Annotated in this window: 11 protein-coding genes; 1 reads left to right on the plus strand and 10 read right to left on the minus strand. The window is 64.2% G+C overall.

Annotated features, from left to right (window positions below; translation table 11 throughout):
• Positions 1-208 precede the first annotated feature (208 nt).
• From XH88_RS13045 to XH88_RS13090, 10 genes are all read right to left on the minus strand, one after another.
• Positions 209-484 carry a DUF1488 family protein gene (locus tag XH88_RS13045; RefSeq protein ID WP_271668697.1) on the minus strand — a complete coding sequence of 92 codons (276 nt, stop codon included), beginning with the start codon at positions 482-484 and terminating at the stop codon, positions 209-211.
• A 135-nt stretch (positions 485-619) separates the two neighbouring features.
• Entirely contained in the window at positions 620-1,234 is a 615-nt protein-coding gene (locus tag XH88_RS13050) for a tetratricopeptide repeat protein (protein ID WP_271668698.1), read from the minus strand.
• Between the two features lie 120 nt (positions 1,235-1,354).
• On the minus strand, positions 1,355-2,824 hold the full coding sequence (locus tag XH88_RS13055; RefSeq protein WP_271668699.1) for an AMP nucleosidase: 1,470 nt from the start codon (positions 2,822-2,824) through the stop codon (positions 1,355-1,357).
• Positions 2,825-2,974: 150 nt separating this feature from the next.
• Complete coding sequence (locus XH88_RS13060) at positions 2,975-4,309, minus strand: HlyD family type I secretion periplasmic adaptor subunit (RefSeq protein ID WP_271668700.1); 1,335 nt, start codon at positions 4,307-4,309, stop codon at positions 2,975-2,977.
• Positions 4,306-6,054 carry a type I secretion system permease/ATPase gene (locus tag XH88_RS13065; protein ID WP_271668701.1) on the minus strand — a complete coding sequence of 583 codons (1,749 nt, stop codon included), beginning with the start codon at positions 6,052-6,054 and terminating at the stop codon, positions 4,306-4,308. The genes XH88_RS13060 and XH88_RS13065 overlap by 4 nt, the downstream gene beginning before the upstream one ends.
• A gap of 251 nt (positions 6,055-6,305) precedes the next feature.
• The gene (locus XH88_RS13070; protein ID WP_271668702.1) at positions 6,306-6,575 is read right to left on the minus strand and encodes a GlsB/YeaQ/YmgE family stress response membrane protein; all 270 of its coding nucleotides are present in this window, start codon (positions 6,573-6,575) and stop codon (positions 6,306-6,308) included.
• Between the two features lie 227 nt (positions 6,576-6,802).
• Complete coding sequence (locus XH88_RS13075) at positions 6,803-8,218, minus strand: amidase (protein WP_271668703.1); 1,416 nt, start codon at positions 8,216-8,218, stop codon at positions 6,803-6,805.
• A complete protein-coding gene (locus tag XH88_RS13080) occupies positions 8,215-8,412 on the minus strand; it encodes a hypothetical protein (RefSeq protein ID WP_271668704.1) in 198 nt (65 codons plus the stop codon). Before XH88_RS13080 ends, XH88_RS13075 begins: the two co-directional genes overlap by 4 nt.
• A gap of 42 nt (positions 8,413-8,454) precedes the next feature.
• A complete protein-coding gene (locus XH88_RS13085) occupies positions 8,455-10,686 on the minus strand; it encodes a CHASE2 domain-containing protein (protein WP_271668705.1) in 2,232 nt (743 codons plus the stop codon).
• Positions 10,687-10,765: 79 nt separating this feature from the next.
• Positions 10,766-19,027, minus strand: coding sequence for a VCBS domain-containing protein (locus XH88_RS13090; RefSeq protein ID WP_271668706.1), 8,262 nt, complete (start codon positions 19,025-19,027; stop codon positions 10,766-10,768).
• Between the two features lie 617 nt (positions 19,028-19,644).
• Here XH88_RS13090 and XH88_RS13095 point away from each other — a divergent pair.
• Positions 19,645-20,376: a transglutaminase-like cysteine peptidase gene (locus tag XH88_RS13095; protein ID WP_271668707.1), complete on the plus strand. Its 732-nt coding sequence runs from the start codon at positions 19,645-19,647 to the stop codon at positions 20,374-20,376.
• The last annotated feature ends 24 nt before the right edge of the window (positions 20,377-20,400 follow it).

Consider the following 20,400-nt stretch of genomic DNA (forward strand, 5'->3'; position numbering starts at 1 on the left):
CTCGGCCCGAACAGGTTCGCATAAGCCGCGTTTCCGGCCAGCAGGGCGACGACGACGAGCAGCAGGACTGATCTTCTGGTCATGTGAGACTATCGGCGTGGACGAGCGCACGAAGATCATCTCACGCCGCGTTGCCTCCATCCATTGCAACTACAGGCTGCCATTAATGAATCCTTTCGCGGCCATCGCAAGTTGCGCGCATGCCCTTCTATCTGGCCAAATGTCGTATGAATATCCGCACCACATAGCCTTTGAACCGCGGCGCCTCGTCGTAGAGGTCCGACGCGATCCGCTCGATGGTCTCGCGCAGCGACGTGAACTGCGCCTGCCGCGCGCTGCTCTCGGTGCCCTGCATGCCGGCGAGTTCGTCCATCGCTGCATCGCTGATCTGGCACTGCACGACATCACCGTCGCTCAGCATGGTGAAGCGAAAGGCCAACCGTTCGAGGTCGTGCCCGATGATCCTGTCGCGTGTTAGCGGCATCCAATTGTCCCGGTCGAGCCCCCGGCCGGACAATGCTGAAAATCTGACGCTTTGTCACCATCCGCGGCGGTGGATCAAGCAGTCAAAGGGGGCCGACCGAAAGCACGGGCTCTGTCGATCAGCCGCGCTCCTGTTTCAGTAGGCGAGCGCCGTGCCGGTCGGCTTGCCGAGTGCCGCGGCCAGCGATCGATACTCCTCGCAATCCGTGCCGCAGATGGCAGCAATCCGGCTCAGATGATAGAGCGCCTGCTCGCGGTTGCCCCGCTCGAGCTGCCACAGACCGTAATACTGCCACGTCAATACGTGGTTCGGATCTGCCTTCAACGCACGCTCGTACCAGACCTGCGACTGCTCGTAATCCCCAAGCTTGCGATAGGAGTAGCCGATCAGGTTGGCGACGTTCGGATGGTCGTCATGGCCCAGCGACTTCAATTGCACGATCGCAGTCGCGTAGTCGTTGCGCTCGTAGATCGTGTCATAGGCGACGCGGTAGCCGGCCGCGAAGGCGGGATCGCCGATGCTGGAATGGTTGTCCGGCTTCTTGCCCTTCTGCGTTGCTTTGCTGCCCGACCGCTTCGGATAAACCGGCTGCGGCTGCGGCTTCTGATCCGAATAGGCCCCGGCATAGGGATCGGTGGAACCGACGCCGCCCCCGCCGCCGCCACCTCCGCCTGCGGCGAACGCCGGCGAACTCAACAAAGCTGCCGCAAAGATACCCAGTGTGACGCGCCTGATCATCGCTGTGATCATGTCTGCCTCCCGTCCTGTTTCAAGCGGCCCCGGACGAATGGATAACCCTGCCTCTGCAGGGATATTCCCGGACGCTGAACTCACAGAGACCTGGACGACCGTACGACAGTTCTGTTGTCCTTACTGAAAGGCGACCTCGGCAAAGCTGCGGAGCTTGCGCGAATGCAGCCGCTCCGATTCCTGCTGTTTGAGCCGTTCCAAGGCCTTCAGGCCGATCTCGAGGTGCTGGCCCACGCGGCGGCGGTAGAATTCGCTGGCCATGCCGGCCAGCTTGATCTCGCCATGCAGCGGCTTGTCGGAGACGCAGAGCAGCGTGCCATAGGGCACGCGGAAGCGATAGCCATTGGCGGCGATCGCAGCCGATTCCATGTCGAGAGCAACCGCGCGCGACTGCGACATGCGGCGGATCACCTCGGGGCCGGAGATTTCCCAGTTGCGGTTGTCGACGCTGGCGACGGTGCCGGTGCGCATCAGGCGCTTGAGCTCGAAACCCTCCAGGCCCGTGACGTCCTCGACCGCCTGCTCCAGCGCGACCTGCATCTCGGCCAGCGCCGGAATCGGCACCCACAGCGGCAGCTCGCGATCGAGCACATGGTCCTCGCGCACGTAACCATGCGCGAGCACATAATCACCGAGCCGCTGCGTGTTGCGCAGGCCTGCGCAATGGCCGAGCATCAACCAGGCATGCGGCCGCAGCACCGCGACGTGATCGGTGACGTTGCGCGCGTTGGACGGACCGGTGCCGATATTGATCAGCGTGATGCCGCGATAGCCCGATGTGACCAGATGGTAGGCCGGCATCTGCGGGATGCGCGCGGGCGCATCGCCGCTCGTCGCGCCGCCGCTGCGCATGATCACATTGCCGGGCGCGACGAAAGCGTCGAGGCCGACCTCGCCGGACTGGAGCCGCTGCTGGCACGCTTGCGCGAAGGCATCGACGTAGAACTGGTAGTTGGTGAAGATCACGAAGTTCTGGAAGTGTTCGGGATCGGTGCCGGTGTAATGGTAGAGCCGGCGCAGCGAGTAATCGACGCGGGCGGCGCGGAATAGCGACAGCGGCTCGGGCGTACCCGGCCGCAGTTCGAACGTACCGTCGGCGATGGAATCGTCCATAGTGGCGAGATCCGGCACGTCGAACGCATCGCGCAGCGAGCGCGCCACCGGCGAATTCTCGCTGGTGGTGATGGCGGCTTCGATGTTGATATCGCGGCGATAGGCGAAGTGGATCGGGATCGGTTCATTGGACTCGCCGACCTCGACGGGAACTCCGTGGTTCTGGATCAGGAGACCGATCTGCTCGGTCAGATAGCTGCGGAACAGATCCGGCCGCGTCACGCTGGTCTCGTGCACGCCAGGGCCGGCGACGAAACCGTAGGAAAGACGGGAATCCAGTCGCGCATGCGTCGCGGTGGTGAGACGGACGAAGGGATAGTAGGTGCGCACGCGCGTCGTGATCGCCTCGCCCGAGACATAGGCCTCGAACCGGTCGCGCAGGAATTTGGTGTTGCGCTCGTAGATTTCTTCGAGACGGGCGACAGCGAGGCCGGCGTCGGAGAAGGATTGTGTGGCGATGGAGGGTGGAGATTGCATCGTTCGACCGCCGGGTTGCTGGGACTTCGAGTCGAACTATAGCAAACTGACAGCCAAGTCGTCATTGCGAGCGCAGCGAAGCAATCCAGAATCCCTCCTCGGAAAGACCCTGGATTGCCAATGACGGGTGGAGGCACGCGCTTTCGCGCGTCACTTCTCGCGGAAGGCCCGCATGAACTGGTCGTGCAGCGGCTTCAAGAGATAGGACAGCATGGTGCGGTCGCCGGTCTGCACGAAGGCTTCCACCGGCATACCCGGGATCAGCTTGGAATCGCCGAGCTTGGCGACCTCCTCGGCGGGCATCGACACGCGGATGGTATAGTAGCTCTGGCCCGTGCGCTGGTCGGTGGTGACGTCCGGCGAGACGCGGCTGACGACGCCGTTGAGCTCGGGCGTGGTGCGCTGATTGAAGGCGGACAGACGCAGCAGAGTCTTCTGGCCGACCTGGAGCTTGTCGATATCGACCGGATTCACCTTGGCCTCGACCTGGAGATCGTCCGTCTGCGGCACGATCAGCATCAAGGTGTCGCCGGCGGTGACGACGCCGCCGACGGTGTGCACCGTCGATTGCAGCACCATGCCGTCCTGCGGTGCGCGGATGTCGACGCGGCGGAGCTGGTCCTCGGCCGCGACCTTGCGCTCGATCAGCTCGCCGATCTTGTCGTTGGTCTCGCGCAGATCCTTGGAAACCTCGCTCACCATGTCCTTGTCGACCTGGATGATCTGCAGCTCGGTTTCGGTGATCTTGCCCTTGGCCTGGGCCCGCGAGGCGATGTATTGCGCACGCTCGCCGTTGAGGCGGGCGCTATCGCGCTCCAGCGTGGTCAGGCGCGAGATCTGCACCAAGTGCTTGTCATAAAGATCGCGCACACCGGTGAGCTCCTGCTGCACGAGGTCGATTTCCTTGTCCTTGGCTTTCTCCTGCGCCTGGAGGCCCGCGATCTCCTCGTTGAGCTGCTGGATGCGCTCGCGCAGCTGCGCCTTCTGGCCGGCACGGCCGTTGACCCGAACGTCGAACAGCTTGCTTTCGCTGTCGATCAGCGCCTTGACGTCGGGATCGCTGATGCGCTCGAGCAGTGATGGCGGAAACTCGATCTTGTCGATTCCGCGCTGCTCGGCCTGGAGGCGCGCCGCGCGCGCCTGCGCGGCGTCCAGATTCTTGACGACGATGGCGAGATTGGCTCTCGTGACGGTGTCGTCGAGCCGCACCACGATGTCGCCGGCCTTGACCACATCGCCGTCGCGGGCGCGCACCTCGCCGACCACGCCGCCGGTCGGATGCTGCACTTTCTTGACGTTGGATTCGACCACGATCTGGCCCGGCGCGATCAGCGCGCCAGAGATCAGCACGGTCGAAGCCCAGCCGCCGAGGCCGACGGCCAGGAACAGCACGATTCCGAGCCCGAGGATCAGGTGAAACCGGATTGATTCCCGGACAGCCTTGGGCGCAGCGGGCTTTGTGCCGCCAACCGTCATCGTGCTCATGCTTTGGCCACTCCGCCTTCGCTGACGACCTTGATCGGCGCCGGCGGCGCCACGCGGGGCTGGAGCACCTGGGCGAGCACCTGCTCCTTCGGCCCGAAGGCCTGCATGCGGCCGTCGCGGAGCACCAGGATCTGGTCGACCGCCTCGACGCCGATAGGCCGGTGCGCCACCACGACGACGATCGCCCCGCGTTCGCGCGCGCCGCGGATCGCGCGGGTCAGCGCCTCGTCGCCTTCGGTGTCGAGATTGGAATTGGGCTCGTCCAGCACGATCAGGAACGGATTGCCGTAGAGGGCGCGCGCCAGCGCCACGCGCTGGGCCTGGCCCGCGGAGAGCGAAGTGCCCTGCTCGCCGACCTGCGTATTGTAGCCCTCGCGCATCTTGATGATCATCTCGTGCACGCCCGCTTCCTTGGCCGCGGCGATGATGCCGTCAGAGGTCGCCTCGGGATCGAAGCGGCTGATGTTCTGCGCGATGGTGCCGCCGAACAACTCGACGTCCTGCGGCAGATACCCGATGTGGCGGCCGAGCACGTCGGACGACCATTGGTCGAGCGCCGCGCCGTCGAGCCGGACCTTGCCGCGCACCGGATGCCAGACGCCGACCAGGGCACGGATCAGCGAGGATTTGCCGGAGCCGCTCGGTCCGATCACGCCGAGGCCGTTGCCGGCTTCGAGCGCAAACGTAACGTCCTGGACGATCAGTCGCTGGTCGCCCGGCGCCACCATGGCGACGCCTTCAATCGAGAGCCGGCTGGTGGGCGCCTGCAACTGGGTCGGGGTTGCCTGCGCCGGCATCTGTTCCAGGAGGCGGCTGAGGCGATGCCAGCTCTGGCGGGCCGCGACGAAGGATTTCCAGTGCGCGATCGCAAGATCGACCGGCGCCAGCGCGCGGGCCGACAGGATCGAGCCCGCGATGATGATGCCGGCGGTCGCCTCCTGGTGGATGACGAGATAGGCGCCGACCGCGAGCACCGCCGATTGCAGCATCATGCGGAGCACTTTTGCGATCGCGCCGAGACCGCCGGCGATGTCGCTCGCACGTTGATTGCCGGAGAGATATTTTTCGTTGGCCTCGCTCCAGCGCTGGTTGAGCCGGCCGGCCATGCCCATGGACACCAGCACCTCGGCATTGCGGCGGCTGGACTGGGCAAGGTCGTTGCGCCGGGCGGCGAGGCCCATCGCCTCCTTCGCCGGCTGGCGTGACAGGAACTCGGTGACCAGCGTCAGCCCGACCAGGATGATGGCGCCGACCAACGCGGTCACGCCGATCATGACGTGGAAGGCAAAGCAGATGGCGAGATAGAGCGGCAGCCAGGGCAGGTCGAAGAACGCGCTCGGGCCCATGCCGGCGAGGAAGGAGCGGACATTGTCGAGGTCGCGCAGCGGCTGAAGCCCTTCGTTGCGGCTGCCGACCAGCAGCGGCAGGCGCACGATGGTGTCGAACACCCGCTTGTTCAAGGCCTCGTCGAGCGCGGTGCCGACCCGTCCCAGGATGCGGCTGCGGATCATGTCGAGCACGCCTTGCGCCATGTAGAGGCCGCCGGCGAGAACGATCAGGCCGACCAGGGTCGGGATGCTGCGGCTCGGCAGCACCCGGTCGTAGACCTCCAGCATGAAGATCGACCCGGTCAGATAGAGCAGGTTGATCATGCAGCTCATGAAGCCGACGCCGAGGAACGCTGTGCGGCAGGCACGCAGCGCGTCACCGAGCTCTGAACGGCGGAGGCCGGGAACGGCTGCCATCAGTCTGATCTCTTTCGGGTAAGGGGCAAAAGCCCTGATTTCACAGGTAAATCGAGGCATACTCGCCCCAGATTAATATCGCGTTCTTCCCACGGGCAACGCAATCGAATTAATCCGGGCCTAGGTCACATCTACCCCGGACGGCCCGATGCGCAAGTCCGGTATTTCACAGGCTTTGCGGCTTTTTCTAGCAAAGCGGCCGCCTCTCCCCAGGGCTGGGAGAGGCGGAACATTCCGATCGGTCGAGGCCGCTAAAGCCGGCCGCCGCCGCGCACCAGACGCACCACCAGCAGCAGGATAACGGCCCCGATCGCGGAATAGATGATCTCCGAGACCAGCCCGAAGCCGAGGTGAATGCCGAGCCTGGGGAAGAGGAAGCTGGCGACGAAGGCGCCGGCGATGCCGATCACGATGTCGCCGATGATGCCGAACCCGCTGCCCCGTACGACCTTGCCGGCGAGCCAGCCGGCAACCAGGCCGACGAACAGGATGATGATGAGGCTTTGGCCAGAAATATACATAAGATGAAGTTCCTCTCCGTGAACGGGGCCATGGAACCGGAACCGGGATGAATGGGGTCTGAATGGTGGCCCCGGAGGGACAACTCACACACGAATCGCGAAAACAACCCGATGCACAGTAGACACGGACCCGCCGGCGGGCCCGAGGTGGATTGTGCCAACACCAAGCCTGCACAGCGGATTTTCAAAGGAAGCCGCGTCAGACGGCGCGGCTCGGCGAATTCGTCTCACGATGGCAACTTCGGGACCTGGTCGTGATAATCGGTGACGCGCTGGAAGGCGGCGCCGATGGTGAGCAAGGTCGCTTCGTCGAAGGAGCGGCCGATCAGCTGCATGCCGACCGGCAGGCCACTCCCGGTAAAGCCCGACGGCACGGTGAGCGACGGCAGGCCGAGGAAATTCACCGGGCGGGTGAGCAATGTCAGCCGCTGCAACAAGGCCGGCGCATTGGGTCCGCCGCCGACATCGCTCTCCTCGATCGTCGGCGCCGGGATGGGTGAGGCCGGAGCGATGATCGCATCGACGCCCGCGGTCGCCGCATTGTGCGCGGCAAGCGCCGGCCCCCGCCAGCGCATCGCCTCGAGATAGGTGATGGCGGGAATGGCGAGGCCGTTCTGAAGCCGCATCAAGGTCTGCGCGCCGTAATCCTGCGGCCGCTCGATCATCCAGCGCTTATGAAAGGCCGCCGCTTCCGCGGCCAGCACGAGCTGGCTCGCCGCGGACAACTGCCGCTGGTCGGGCAGCTCGACCTTGACGATGTCGGCGCCTTCGCGCTTGAGCACCGAGATGGTCTCGTCCAGCACGCGTGCGACCTCGCTGTCGAGATCGTCGACATAGAAGGACGCGGGCACCCCTATCTTCAAACCCTTCAGCGAGCTCCTGGTCGCGGCGACGTAGTCGGACAGCGGCTCGTGGCTCGTGGTCGAGTCTTCAGGATCGGGGCCGGCCATCAGCGCCAGCAGCAGCGCGCAATCTTCCGCCGTGCGTGCGAGCGGGCCGACCGTGTCGAGCGATTGCGACAGCGGCATCGCGCCGGCCCGGCTGACGCGGCCGACCGTGGTCTTCAGCCCGGTGACGCCGCAGAAATGCGCGGGCATGCGGATCGAGCCCCCGGTGTCCGAGCCGAGCGCCGCATAAGTCAGGCGCGCCGCGACCGACGAGCCGGAGCCCGAGGACGAACCACCGGTGATATGCGCGACGTTCCAGGGATTGCGCACGGGGCCGTAATGGGCGTTGTGCCCGGTCGGGCCATAGGCGAACTCGGCCAGATGCAGCGTGCCGAGCCTGATCTGTCCGGCATCCTTCAGGCGCTGCAAAGCGGTCGACGTCACCGTCGGCACGAAATCCCGGCGGATCAGCGAGCCGCAGGTCGCGACCTTCCCGGCATCGTAATACATGTCCTTGTGCGCAAGCGGCACGCCGTGCAGCGGACCTCGCACCGCGCCGCTGGCGAGCTCGGCATCGGCGGCATCCGCCGCCTTCAGTGCGGCTTCCGACTCGATCGCCATGAAGGCGTTGAGATGTGGCTGCCACTGCGCAATACGCTGCAGCAGCGCGCGCGTCACCTCATGCGAGGAGACCTGCTTCATCGCGATCGCACGCGCGACCCCGGTGAGCGTCATCAAGGCAGGTTCAAGACTCATTTCGATACCTTCCGCGTCTGCGCCAGCGGATAGAGCGCGGGCTCGAGGTCGAACGGCAGCGTGCCGGCGATGGCCGCAAAACCCTCGAAGGCAGGCCCGATGGAGTTGGAGATGCGTGCCGCGATCTCATCATCAATGGTAATGCCGGCGATCTGCGCAATCGGCTTGATTTCTTTCGGTGTCGGTCTCGTCATGCGGTCGTCTTCCTCCGAGAGCGGTGGCGCAGCCCCTACTTCCTACTTCGTCAGCAGTGCATACGCCCCGGTCCAATCCGCCGGCGGCGGATCGGCCTGAAAGGCCTTGATGCGGGCTTCATACAGCCTGAACAGCTTCTCCAGCGTGTCGGCGTCCTCGCTGCGGCGGCCGCGCTCGATGGCCTCGAGTGCGCCCTGCCAGTCGCGGCTGCGATAGCAGGCGAGCATCTCGATGGTGATGTTGCGCAGGCGCTGGAAGGCGGCCGACCGCAGCACGTCCTCGCGGCCCGCAATGGCGTAGATCACTTCCGGCTCGCTCTTGCCCTTGACCATGATGAAGTCGAGCTCGAGGATCGCGAACCTGTCCTTCACCGCGAGCGCGGTCCGCGAACCGATGATGATCGGAAAACCGTATTCCTTGGTCTGGCCTTCCAGGCGCGAGGCCAGGTTCACGCTGTCGCCGAGCACCGAATAGTTGAATTTCTTGTCGGAGCCCATGTTGCCGACAACGCCGATGCCGGTGTTGAGTCCGATGCCGACATTGAGCGGGATGTAGACGTGGCCGCCCTCGGCGGCCTCGTGCTCGCGCTCCCTGTTGACCTCGTCGATCTTCTCGAGCATGCCGACGGCGGCCTCGCAGGCGTTGATCTCGTGCGTCTTGTCGTCGAGCGGCGCATTCCAGAACGCCATGATGGCGTCGCCCATGTACTTGTCGATCGTGCCTCTGCGCGCCCTGATGACGTTGGTCAGCGGCGTCAGGAAGCGGTTCATCAGCGTGATCAGGCCTTGCGGATCGTGCTTGTAGCTTTCCGAGATCGAGGTGAAGCCGCGCACGTCGGAGAACATAATCGTCATCTCGCGCTCCTCGCCGCCAAGCTTGAGCTTTTCCGGCGATTGCGCGAGCTGCTCGACCAGCTCCGGCGACATGTATTGGGCAAACATGCCGCGGATCTGCACCCGCTGCCGCTGCTCGCGCACGAAGCTCGCAAAGATGAAGGTCAGGTAGATCGCGGTGGTCGACAGCAGCGGATAGGTGAAGTCGATGAGATAGCGGTAGCGCGCATAGAAGAACCAGGACGTGCCGACCAGGATGGCGGCGAACATCGCGCCTGCGAGCACCAGCCGGACGGGACCGAGATTCGGCGTGAAGATGATGACGAGAATGCCGATGATCATCGCAGCTAGCAATTCGACGCCGAGCGCATAGTTCGGCTGCGAGATCACGGCACCGCTCAGCACGCTTTCGAGCACCTGGGCGTGGACTTCGACGCCCGGCATGTTGGCCGAAACCGGCGTGGTCTTGAGGTCGTTCAGCCCGACCGCGGAGGTGCCGATCAGCACCAGCTTGCCCTTGATCTTGTCCGGCGGCACGTTGTTATCGAGCACGTCGGCCGCCGAGACGTAGATCGAGGGATCCTGCCAGGCATAGTGCACCCACAGCTGACCGTTCTTGTCGGTCGGAATCTCCACGCCCTTCAGGCGGATGGCGCGGACGCCGGTCTTGTCGGTGCGCACCAGCAACGTCGGCGTTCCCGTGACGACCCGCAGAATCTCGAGGCCGAGCGAGGGCATGATGTTGCCCTGGGCGCGCATGATCATCGGCACGCGCCGGATCAGGCCGTCGCGCTCGGTCTTGATGGTGAACAGGCCACGGCCGGCCGCGACCTTTTCGATGACGGGCACGTTTCGCAGCAGGCCGGGGAATTCAAACAGGAACTTTTCGGCATTCTCCTCGCCCACGGTGGCGACGCCGGTGAAGGGAAGCGTCTTGTCGAGCTCAGCCCCGACCGCCGGCTGCCCAGTCTCGCCCAGCACCACGTGCGAGCGCTTGATCGCATCCGAAAGGATCTGGTCGTTACTCGGCAGCTCCCGCAGCCGGGCGCGGGTGACGTCGTCGAGATAACGCATCTGGTTGGCGACGAGATCCGGATTGAGCCTGTCCGCTTCCGAGAACACCACGTCGAACCCGATCACCACCGCGCCGAGATTGGTGAGATTGATGATCAAATCGGCGATCCGCGTGCGCGACCATGGCCACTGGCCGAGCCTGGCGAGGCTCTTGTCGTCGATGTCGACGATGGTGACCGGCCGCACCGTCTTGTGGCGCGGGTCGAGCAGCTGGAACATGTCGAAGGTGCGCAGCCGCACCTCCTGGACCGGCGGCGGATCCCAGACGCGCAGGGCTGCAAACACGACGAGCAGCGCGAGGCACACCAGCCGCGCAAGACCGAACTTTTGCGTGAACCACCGGCGCCAGGACCTGAGACGTTTCATGTTGGCTGAATATCACGCTTTGGCGACGAATGGCAGCTCCGACCTGACCTGCAGGCGATCCGTGGCGTCCACGCGGTTCTCAGGAATGAACGATGAAGTCACTCGCATGGAGGCTGCTGGCCGTGACGCCCTTCAGGAGGATGGTGTCAGCGCTATCGATCGTGATCACGGTGTCTGCTGAATTTGTCGGCGACGCCGCGACGTGCTGAGCCATCCAATCGGAAACGTTGTCGGTCGTTACGACTGCCGACAGGTTGATCTGATCCTGATTGGGCGTGAAGTTCACGATCGTGTCGTGGCTCGAGTTGGCAGCAAACACGAACTGTTCCTGGTACCCCGTACCGAAGAATACATCCTTGCCCGTCGTGCCGCTGAGATTCGCAGGAATCTCCGAGTTTTCGGCAAGATTGAAAATCAGGTTGACCATATCGGTCGCACCATGGCCGTCGGTCACGGTGAGCGTAACCTTGTCTGTCGCGGGCTCGCCACTGCCTTCGTTGTAGGTAATCGTCTGCAATGCCGAGTTGATGGTGTCCAGCGCACCGGTCCTCGACGACGGGCTGACACTGCTGCCCGACTCCGCAGTGCTCGCCTGAAGCGTGAAGGTCTCATCCGCCGCGGCGTCCGCGTCGGTGACCGCAAGGCCGTGCACGAAGATGTGGTCGTCGTTCGGCCGGATCGCGCTGATGTTGTCGACGTTGAACAAGGGCGAATCGTTCGCACCTGTCACGTCCACCGTGAGCGTCGCCGTGCCGGTCGCACCATGCACGTCCTTGGTCTGGACCGTGAAGCTGTCGGTGTACTGGCCCGCCGAGAGCGCGTCGATCGCGGCGGCGTTCGGAACATAGCTGTAGCTGCCGTCGGCTCCGACCGTCAGCGAGCCATACAGGCCAGAGACCGTCGTCGTCGCAACGTGATCGGCATTGAGGACGGCGTAGGTCAGCGTTGCCGTCTCACCGGTGTCGGCATCAGTGCCTGCCAGCTTTCCGGTGAGATTCGAGAAGGTATCGGCGGCCGCCGTGTCGGTGAGGGTACCTGCGTTCAGATTCGACAGGGTCGGCGCGTCGTTGGCGCCGGTCACGTTAACGGTGAACGTCGCCGTGCCGGTCGCACCGTGCACGTCCTGCGTCTGGATCGTGAACGTGTCGATGTAGGAGCCTGCCGTCAGCGCGTTGATCGCAGCGGCGTCGGGCACGTAGTCGTAGGTGCCGTCGGAATTGACGGTCAGCGCACCGTAATGGCCCGCGGCCGTGCCGTGAGCATCCGCATTCAGGACCGAATAGGTCAGCGATGTCGTCTCGCCGCTGTCGGCATCGGTTCCGACCAGCTTGCCGGTGAGGTCGGGGAAGCTGTCGGTCGCCGCGGTGTCCAGGAGCGGACCGGTGGTCACCGCAGCCAGCGACGGCGCGTCGTTGGCGCCGTTGATCGTGACCGTGACCTGCGCCGTGTCGGTCCCGCCGTGATGATCGTTGAGCGTGATGGTCGAGACTACCGTCGCTGTCTGACCCTGCCCAAGGAAGTCCAGCGCGCTGTCCTGGATCGAATAGCTCCAGTCGACGGCACCGTTGTTCTTGCCTGCTGTCAGAACCGAAAGCGCATTTTCCAGCGCGCTCGCCTGACCCGGCGTCAGCGTGAGCTGGGTGTGGCCGTCGGCGTCGAGCCATGTCGCGGACTGGCCAGTGATGGTCGCCGTCGGCCGGTCGGTCAGGTCGATATCAGAGAAATCGATCGTGCCGCTCGCCGGCGTCGACTGATCCGAAGTCGAGGAGCCCGTGACGCCGGACTGCTCGGTCACGACCGCACTCTGCGAGGTCTCGGCCGAGTCGAAGGCCGGCTTGTCGTCGAGTGCGTTGTAGGTGATCAGCGTGCCGCCGTGGCCATCGCTGCTGCCGGCGAGATGCGCATTGCTGTAGTCGGCGCCGACGAGCTTCACCGTGATGCTGTGACCATAGGCGTCGCTGACGACGAGATCGCCGGTTTCGGCGTCGTAGGTCGCCGACGTACCCGCATCATAGACGATGCTCGACAGGTCCAGCTTGTCTGTCGCGGCAAATCCAGCGACGGAGCCGGAGAAGCTCGTCGTATCGATCTCGAGTTCAGCACCGTTGCCGCCAAAGGTGATGGTTTGCGACACCGTGGCATCGACATCGAGTGTGGCGCCGGCGTCGATCGTGACCGTGCCGGCGCCCGCCAGCGAACCGTAAAGCGTCAGGGTGCCTGTGTGAACCTCGATCGCGCTGGTATCGGTGGTGGTAATGGCGCCGGTGATGACCGCCGTGCCCCAGCTCTCGATCTCGCCGGAGTTGGTGATGGCGAGCGCCCCGCCGTCCGCGCTCGAGATCGAGGCGCCGTCGTGGAGGTCAATCTCGCCGGCATTATCGATGGTGGAGTGCGTGCCGAACACGCTGGTCCCCGAAACCGTCCAGGTGCCGACGCTCTTGTTGTCAAATGTCGCGCTTGCGACCGAGATGTTCCCGTTGATATGGCCGGTGTTGTTGATCTCGATCGCGCCGCCGGTCTCCAGGATCGCGTAGGTCGTCGCGGTCACGCTTCCGGCATCATGGGGTCCGATGGTGCCGGAATTGTCGATGAGCGCAGTGCCGGTCGCGTTCTCATGGACAGAGATCGCGGCATTGCCGTCGGCCCCGAAAACAGTACCCGTGTTGGTGATGTGCGTCGAGCCGGTCGCACCCACGAGGTCCTGCGAGACATTGATGCCGAACGTTCCGGTGCCCGTGAGGTCGCCGTCATTGATGATGGTGATGTTGCCCGCCCCGTTCGTAAAGGCCGACAGGCCGATGGCGCCGGTGGCGGAGCCTTCGTTGGTGACGCTGACGTCGCCGCCACCGTGGTCGAAGACGCCGATGGCGGTGCCGGCAGCGGTGATCGACGACCCCTTGCCGGCCGTGACCGTGATATCGCCCATGCCCCAGGTGAAGGCCTCGATGCCAAAGCCTCTATCCGCCGTGATCGTCGCGTCGCTCTCCACGGTGACGTCACCCTGAACAGCGCCACTGAATTCACCGCTCCCCCCCGCCGTATAGCCCGCCATGATGCCGGCCGGCAGATTGCCGCTCTGGGTATTGGTCGTTCCCGAATGAATGGTTCCGTGGGCGCGGACGAGGATCGTGCTTTGCACGTCGCTGCCGATCGCGGTCGCCTCATTGACTGCATCGATACCGACGCTGCCCGAAGCGACGACGTCGCCCTCCGACATCGTGACGCTGATATCGCCGGCGTTGAGGCTGTAGGCATCGATGCCATAGCCCGACGTACCCGTGACATGAGCGTTGGCACCGATGCTGACGTTCACGTCCCCTGTGCCGCCACCGAGCGCCACGGCCTTGATACCGGTCACCGCGCCGGTGACGCTGGTGCCGGCCCCATCGTTCACCGATATGTCGCCGCTGCCATAATTGTAAGCGTGGATGCCGTGCCCGCCGGACGTGATGTCGGCGTAGTTGTTGATGACGACGCTGCCGTTCACATTGGTATTGACCGCCGAACCGGTGGTCGCGCCATTGTAGCCGGCCTGGATACCGCTTGGCGTATTGCCACTTTGATTCGGGCTGCTGCCGGAGTTGATCGTGCCGTAGGCGTTGACGATGATCTCGCTGTCGGCGGACGCATCGATCGAGGTCGCCCGGTTGACCGCGACGATACCGGAGCTGCCCGAGGTCACGACGCTTCCGGCCTCGGTGCTCACCGTGACGTCGCCACTGCCGTAGCTGCGCGCACGAATGCCGTAGGTCGAGCTTCCCGTGATGTTGCCGCCGGCGTCGATGGTGACGTCGCCGCCGCCATGGGTCGTCGCATCGATGCCGAATGCACCGCCGGCCGCACCGCCGAGCTGGGTGATCGAGATGTCGCCTGTATTGGCGGCGTTGAGGTTCTCGACGAGAATGCCTTCGGACGTCGCGCCGGTGCCGATCGCCTTGCCGGTCAGATTGGCGATGGTGACATTGCCGAGACCGGATGCGCCGTCGCGCAAGACGACGCCGTTACCGGCCAAGCCCGCGATGTCCTTTGTCGCGGTCAGCGAGATGTCGCCGACGCCATTCTGGGTGACGACGACGCCGTTGGCCGCTCCCGTCAGAGCGCCGGTCGGTGTCAGCACGATATCGGCATGGCTGTCGCTCGTTCCGCCCGACGCCGTGAAGTCGAGCGCGTCACCGCTCGCAGCCGTAATGTCGCCCGCGCCGGTGACCATGAACGTGCCGCCAGTCGACGACTGGCCAGCGATGGTACCGGTGAAGCCCTGTCCGGCAACCTTGTCGAGCTGAAGCGTGCCCGTGCCGCCCGCGAAAGTAACGGTCTGCGCATCCGCCCCGCCGAGCTCGAGCTTCGCCTGGTCGTCGATGACGAGCGAGCCGACGCCGGTGAGACCGCCGGAGAGGTTCAGCGTGTCCGCCTGCACCTCGATGGTTCCGGTGTTGGTGACGGCCGCCGAGATCGTGTTGCCGCCCGAGACGCCGAAGAGATGGCCGGAATTGTTCAGGCTGCCGCCGTTGATCGCGACAGTATCGGACAGATAGAGGTTCGACGTGCCGTCGATCGTGACGGAGCCCCCGTCATTGGTGACGGTCAGCGACGTGAGCTTGAGGATGCCGCCGCCCACCGCCTTGATATCGGCGGTGTTGACGATCCGCTCGCCGGAAATGTCGAGCTCGCCACCATTGGCCTGGATCAGCTTGTGGTTGGTGAGGGTATGAATGATAGCGGAATCGATTGTCAGCTTGCCGCTGGTGACGGCGAACGCGCCGGTGTTGGTGATATCGGCATCGGTGATGGCACTGACACCCGTCGATACCAGCATGCCTGCTATCGTCAGCGTGCCGCCGTCGATCTCGGTGCTCGACATCGTCAGCGTCTGGCCGTCGTCGACCTGCACCGTGCCGCTGTTGGTCACGATGACGCCGAGCAGCGTCGCGGCGCCGGCAATCTCCAGCGTACCCTTGTTGGTAACAGGGCCGCCCTGGATCTTTGCGTCGCCCTGAAGTTTGACGAGGTTGTCGAGCTCGATGCCGGCATTGTCCGTGATGACCGAACCCGACACCGTGATGCCATCCAGCGTCAGCCCGGCATCGACCACGACTGTGGCGACGCTCAGGGTTGCACCGCTGTCGATCCGGCTGGCGCCGGTGACGTCGATGCTGCCGTCGCCCGCGACGGCGCCGCCGCTGATCGTGGTGCCGTTCAGCTCCATCGCAGCGTCGACAATGACGTTGCCGGTGGAATTGTCGACCGTGGATCCCGGACCAAGGGCGAGCGCGCCCGTGCGCACCTCGATGGTGCCGGCATTGGTGACCGCCTCACCGTTCAGCGCGTTGCCAGTGCCGCTGACATCGAGGGTGGCGTTGTTCTTGAGGATGCCATTGCTGAGCACGGCATTGCCGGTGAGGTCGAGCTCGCCGTCATTCGTGACGGTGCCGCCGGGCGAACCCGGATCGGCGCCCCCCTCGCCCTCGCCGCCCCCCGCCCCCCCGTGCGGGACTGGCGGCACACCACCGTCGATCGTCGTCCCGTTGATGACCAGCTTGCCGCCAGCATCGACGTTGACGCTGCCGGAATTGTTGACGATCTCGTTGGCGAATTCCGCCGCGCCCTTGACGTTGACCACGCCCCAATTGTTCAGCCTGCCATTCTCGATCAGGCTGGTGCCGTCGAGCTCCAGCGTGCCGAGAATGGCGACGGTGCCACCATCGACCGTCACGGTGTCGGCAAACAGCGCCGCCCCGGACTCGACCTGAACGATACCACCGGCATTGGCAATGTTGCTCTCCAGCGTCAGCGTGCCGCCGGAAAGGTCGATCATGCCGGAATTGACGATGGTCGTGAGGGTATCGATCTTGCCGCCAGCGGCCAGCGTCAGCGTGCCCGCATTGGTGATCGTCGCGGTATTGACGACGGCCTCGCCGGTCTTCGCCCTGGTGATCGTCTCGACATCGATCGCGCCACCGACAAGAACGATGCCGTCCGGAGCGTTGGTGAATTCCGCATCGGCATTGAGCGTGAGTGCCCCCGTGAGCGTCAACGTGCCGTGGTTGATCACTTGCGGCGCCGTGTGGTGCACCGTTGTGTCGTAATCATCCATCGTCAGCGACTTGCCGTATGCCGCAACGTCGATCGTGACAGGATAGGACGGCGTCAGCCCATGCAACTGGTCGGTAATGACGATGACATCGTCGCTGCTGGTCGGGACCGTGCCGGTTTCCCAGTTCGCAGCGTCCTTCCAGAAACCGCCCGAGGGCTGGTTTGTCGCGATCCAAACCACCGCGGGGGCGTCTGTGCCTTTGATCGTGACGGCGATGGTTTGCTGCGAGGTCGCGTTGTGCTCGTCAGCTACCGTCACGGTGTAGACCAGCGTCAGCACTTCGCCCTCGGGGATGAAGTCGGCGAGGTAGACGGGCAGATCGGCCAGCGACCAGTTGATGGTCCCGGTGCCTGTGCCGGTTGAATCGAAGCCGTTCGCGATCGCAACCGACATGGCGTGCTGGAACGCGGCAAGCGGGCCCGGCGGCACGGTGGTGCCGTCCGGCAGGCTCGCGCTGGTCAGCGCCACGGACACGGTGTGTGTGTCCGTGAGATCGACATCCGTGAAAGTCAGGGTGCCAGTGGTCGGAACGTCGGTGGTCAGCGGCCCGCCCGGCACGCTGGTGCCGCCGGAGAAGGTGATGGTCGGCACGCTGGTCGCGATCACCGGCTTGTCGTTGGTGCCGGTGATCGTGATGGTGATTGGGATCTGCCTGGTTTCGGGGTTCACCGCGAAATTGTCGTCGACGCTGACAATGTAGGTCAGCGTCAGCGTTTCGCCGGCTCCGAGGAAATCGAAGGCGTGGTCGGGGATCGTGTAGGTCCCAACCGCGGAGCCGTTGTTGTTGTTGCCGGCATCGGCGACGATGCTGATCTTGATCTGCGTCGCCGCAATATACTGCTTCTGGAGAGCAGTGAGCGAGGCGGTGACGTCGTGATGGCCGGAATCCGTATAGGTGTAGTGCGATGCATCGAGGTCCACCGACACCGTCGGCCGGTCGCCCACGTTTTGGTCGACGAAATTGATCCGAAAGACGATCGTGTCGGCAGACACGGTGCCGCCAGTGTCCGCGCGGTCATTGGTCGCGTTCGCATGCTCGGTCACCTTGAACGCAGTCACCACATTGCCGCTGGCATCGAGGATGCGCGCGTCAGGCGGACCGGGGAAACGTTCTGCCCCGTTGTTGGTCCCACCGTGGCCCGGGCCAGTGCCAGTGTTGACGGGTGTGGTGAAGGTCGCGGTCGCGGTGGCTCCGGTGTCCGTCTTGATGAAGACGATGTTGCCGTTCTGCGTGATAGTGTCGGTGAAGTTCGTGGTCAGCTTGGTATTGGTGTTGTTGTCCGTGAACTTCAGCGTGAACACATCAGTGATCAGCTTCTGCACGTCGGGCGACAGCAGCGCATTGGTGACCGAGACGTTGCCGCCGCTGATCTGGATCATCTGGCCGGCCTGGTTGACCGTCGCGATCGGCAGCAGCGTCAGCTTGTCGAACAGGATGTAGGAGCCGGTGGTGCCGTTCGGCTCGACCAGCACCTGGAAATTGGCCTGCGGCTGAGGTTCGGGATTCGGGTTGGTCGGTGTCGCCGGCGGAATGATGAAGCTGATCTCGGTCAGCACCGCCGTGCCGCGGATGCCCATGGTGGCGACCGGCGTGTCGATCTTCATGTCGCCGTGCTTGGCAGTCTCGCCGGCGACGAAGGTGATGGTGCCGGCGACGAGACTCAGCAGCGAGGAATTGTTCGACCCGTTGGGGTCGTAGACCATCTCGTTCAGCACCATCCGCGCGTTGGAGGACAGGCCGAACACGGTGCCGTCGATGAAGCTGATGCCGAGCGTCGATTCCGAACCGGTCGAGACGACGTCGCCCTTCTCGACGTTGTCACCGTTGTTCAGGATGACCGAGACGCCGTTGCGGATCGCGGTCGCGCTGCCGGTCAGCTTGGTGACGTGGCCGATGACTTGCGCCGCGGCCGCACCGGGCGCGGCCTGCGCAACCTGGACGTAGCCGGTGAGCGCGCTGATGATGTCGCCGGTGAGATGGGCGCCGTCGGGCGAGGCAATCGCGGCGCGCTTGTCGCCCCTGAAATAATCGTGAACGACGAAGTCGTGCCCGTCATGGGACAGCACGAGGTCGGGGCCGGTGCGCTTGAACTCGCCATGGAAGATCAGGTTGGGATCGGCAATGACGACTGCGCCTTCGGGCACGTGGCCGTGCGCCTTGGCGGTAAAGGAATCGATATGGCTGGGCGAGCGGGAACCCTGGCCATCCAAGGAGAGCGCGGCGTCAAATTTGCCAGCGTAGTTCAACCGGGCACCAAAAAAGGGGGTTAATATTTATGGAAGTATCGATTGGCTAAGCTTGCATATCATTACCAAGTCCTTAGCGAAACCATCTATTGCTTGTGTGATTTAGCGTGACTTGGCGGCGGGCGCCTATGCTTATTGCGACATTTCTAGAGAAGCCCAAGTAATTCTTGCGCCTTCTGAAAATATAGCCTGGCTTATCCGAGCACATGTTTCGAACCGCCATGTATTCTGATGTATAAATTTGACAACGGATAACCCGGTTCGTCTTGTGCTCATGGTGCCCCGCGACATCCTGCGGCAAATACGGAGGTAAATCTGTGAGCCAACTAACAGAACCCGTGAAATAACGGGCCGTTAGCCATAAGGGCCGAATCGACCGCCCACAACTTCTGACTGCAACTGGCTCCATTTCGCGGCAGCCGCCCCCTCCCAACCGCCGCTTCGTAAAATTTTACGCAATTTTGGCAGGCCCGCTTCAGCCTGCTTCGCGGTTTTCGCGCCCCATCCGCACGCGTTAAGCAGAACAATACGGCCCGTCTCGCACCATCTCCGCACAAGCAACAAGCCCGGCACGTCGAGGTCGAGGGAACCAAAGCGAAGCCGGAAGGGGATGTCAGATGGAGACCGCCGCTCACCGGCGCGCCTGGCGCGTCATCATTGCCCTATGCGGATTGATGCTGCTCGGATCGGTCGCCGATCTTCGTGCCGGCACCTTGCTGTCGCCGGGCCCAGGCGTGCTCGTGCGCAAATCCGCCGAGCCGTTCGGCGTGTTCGCCTTCGCCATCTCCGACGGCAGCCTGCCGCAGAAATGGTTCGCCCTGAAAGAGAAGCTCGACGACGACATGGTGCAGCTTGCGCTGTGCGACGGCGATCGCGACCATTGCGCCTCGCCCGCGGCGCTGAAATTGCTGGCTATCGTCGACCAGGCCCGCAGCCGCGACGGCCGCGCCCGGCTCGGCGAGGCCAACCGCGCCATCAACCTCGCCATCCGCGCCGTCGACGACGGCACCGATGACGTTTGGAGCCCGCCGCTTGCGACCTTCGCACGCGGCGCCGGCGATTGCGAGGACTACGCCATCGCCAAGCTCGCCGCGCTGCGGCTTGCCGGCGTCGCCGCGGAAGACCTCCGCATCGTCGTGGTGCGCGACGTCAGGGCCGGTGAAGCGCATGCTGTGGCCGCCGCGAGGCTCGACGGCCGCTGGCTGATGCTGGACAACCGCCGCATGGCCATGGTCGAGGACGAAAGCGCACGGACCTACCAGCCGCTGTTCGTGCTCTACCAGTCCGCCGTGCTGAAATATGTCGGCGAGCCCGTGCAGGTCTCGATGGTCGCCCCCGAGGCGCATTGAACAAACCCGTTTCACCGCTTGATC

The sequence above is a fragment of the Bradyrhizobium sp. CCBAU 51627 genome, assembly GCF_028128765.1.
Taxonomy (GTDB): Bacteria; Pseudomonadota; Alphaproteobacteria; order Rhizobiales; family Xanthobacteraceae; genus Bradyrhizobium.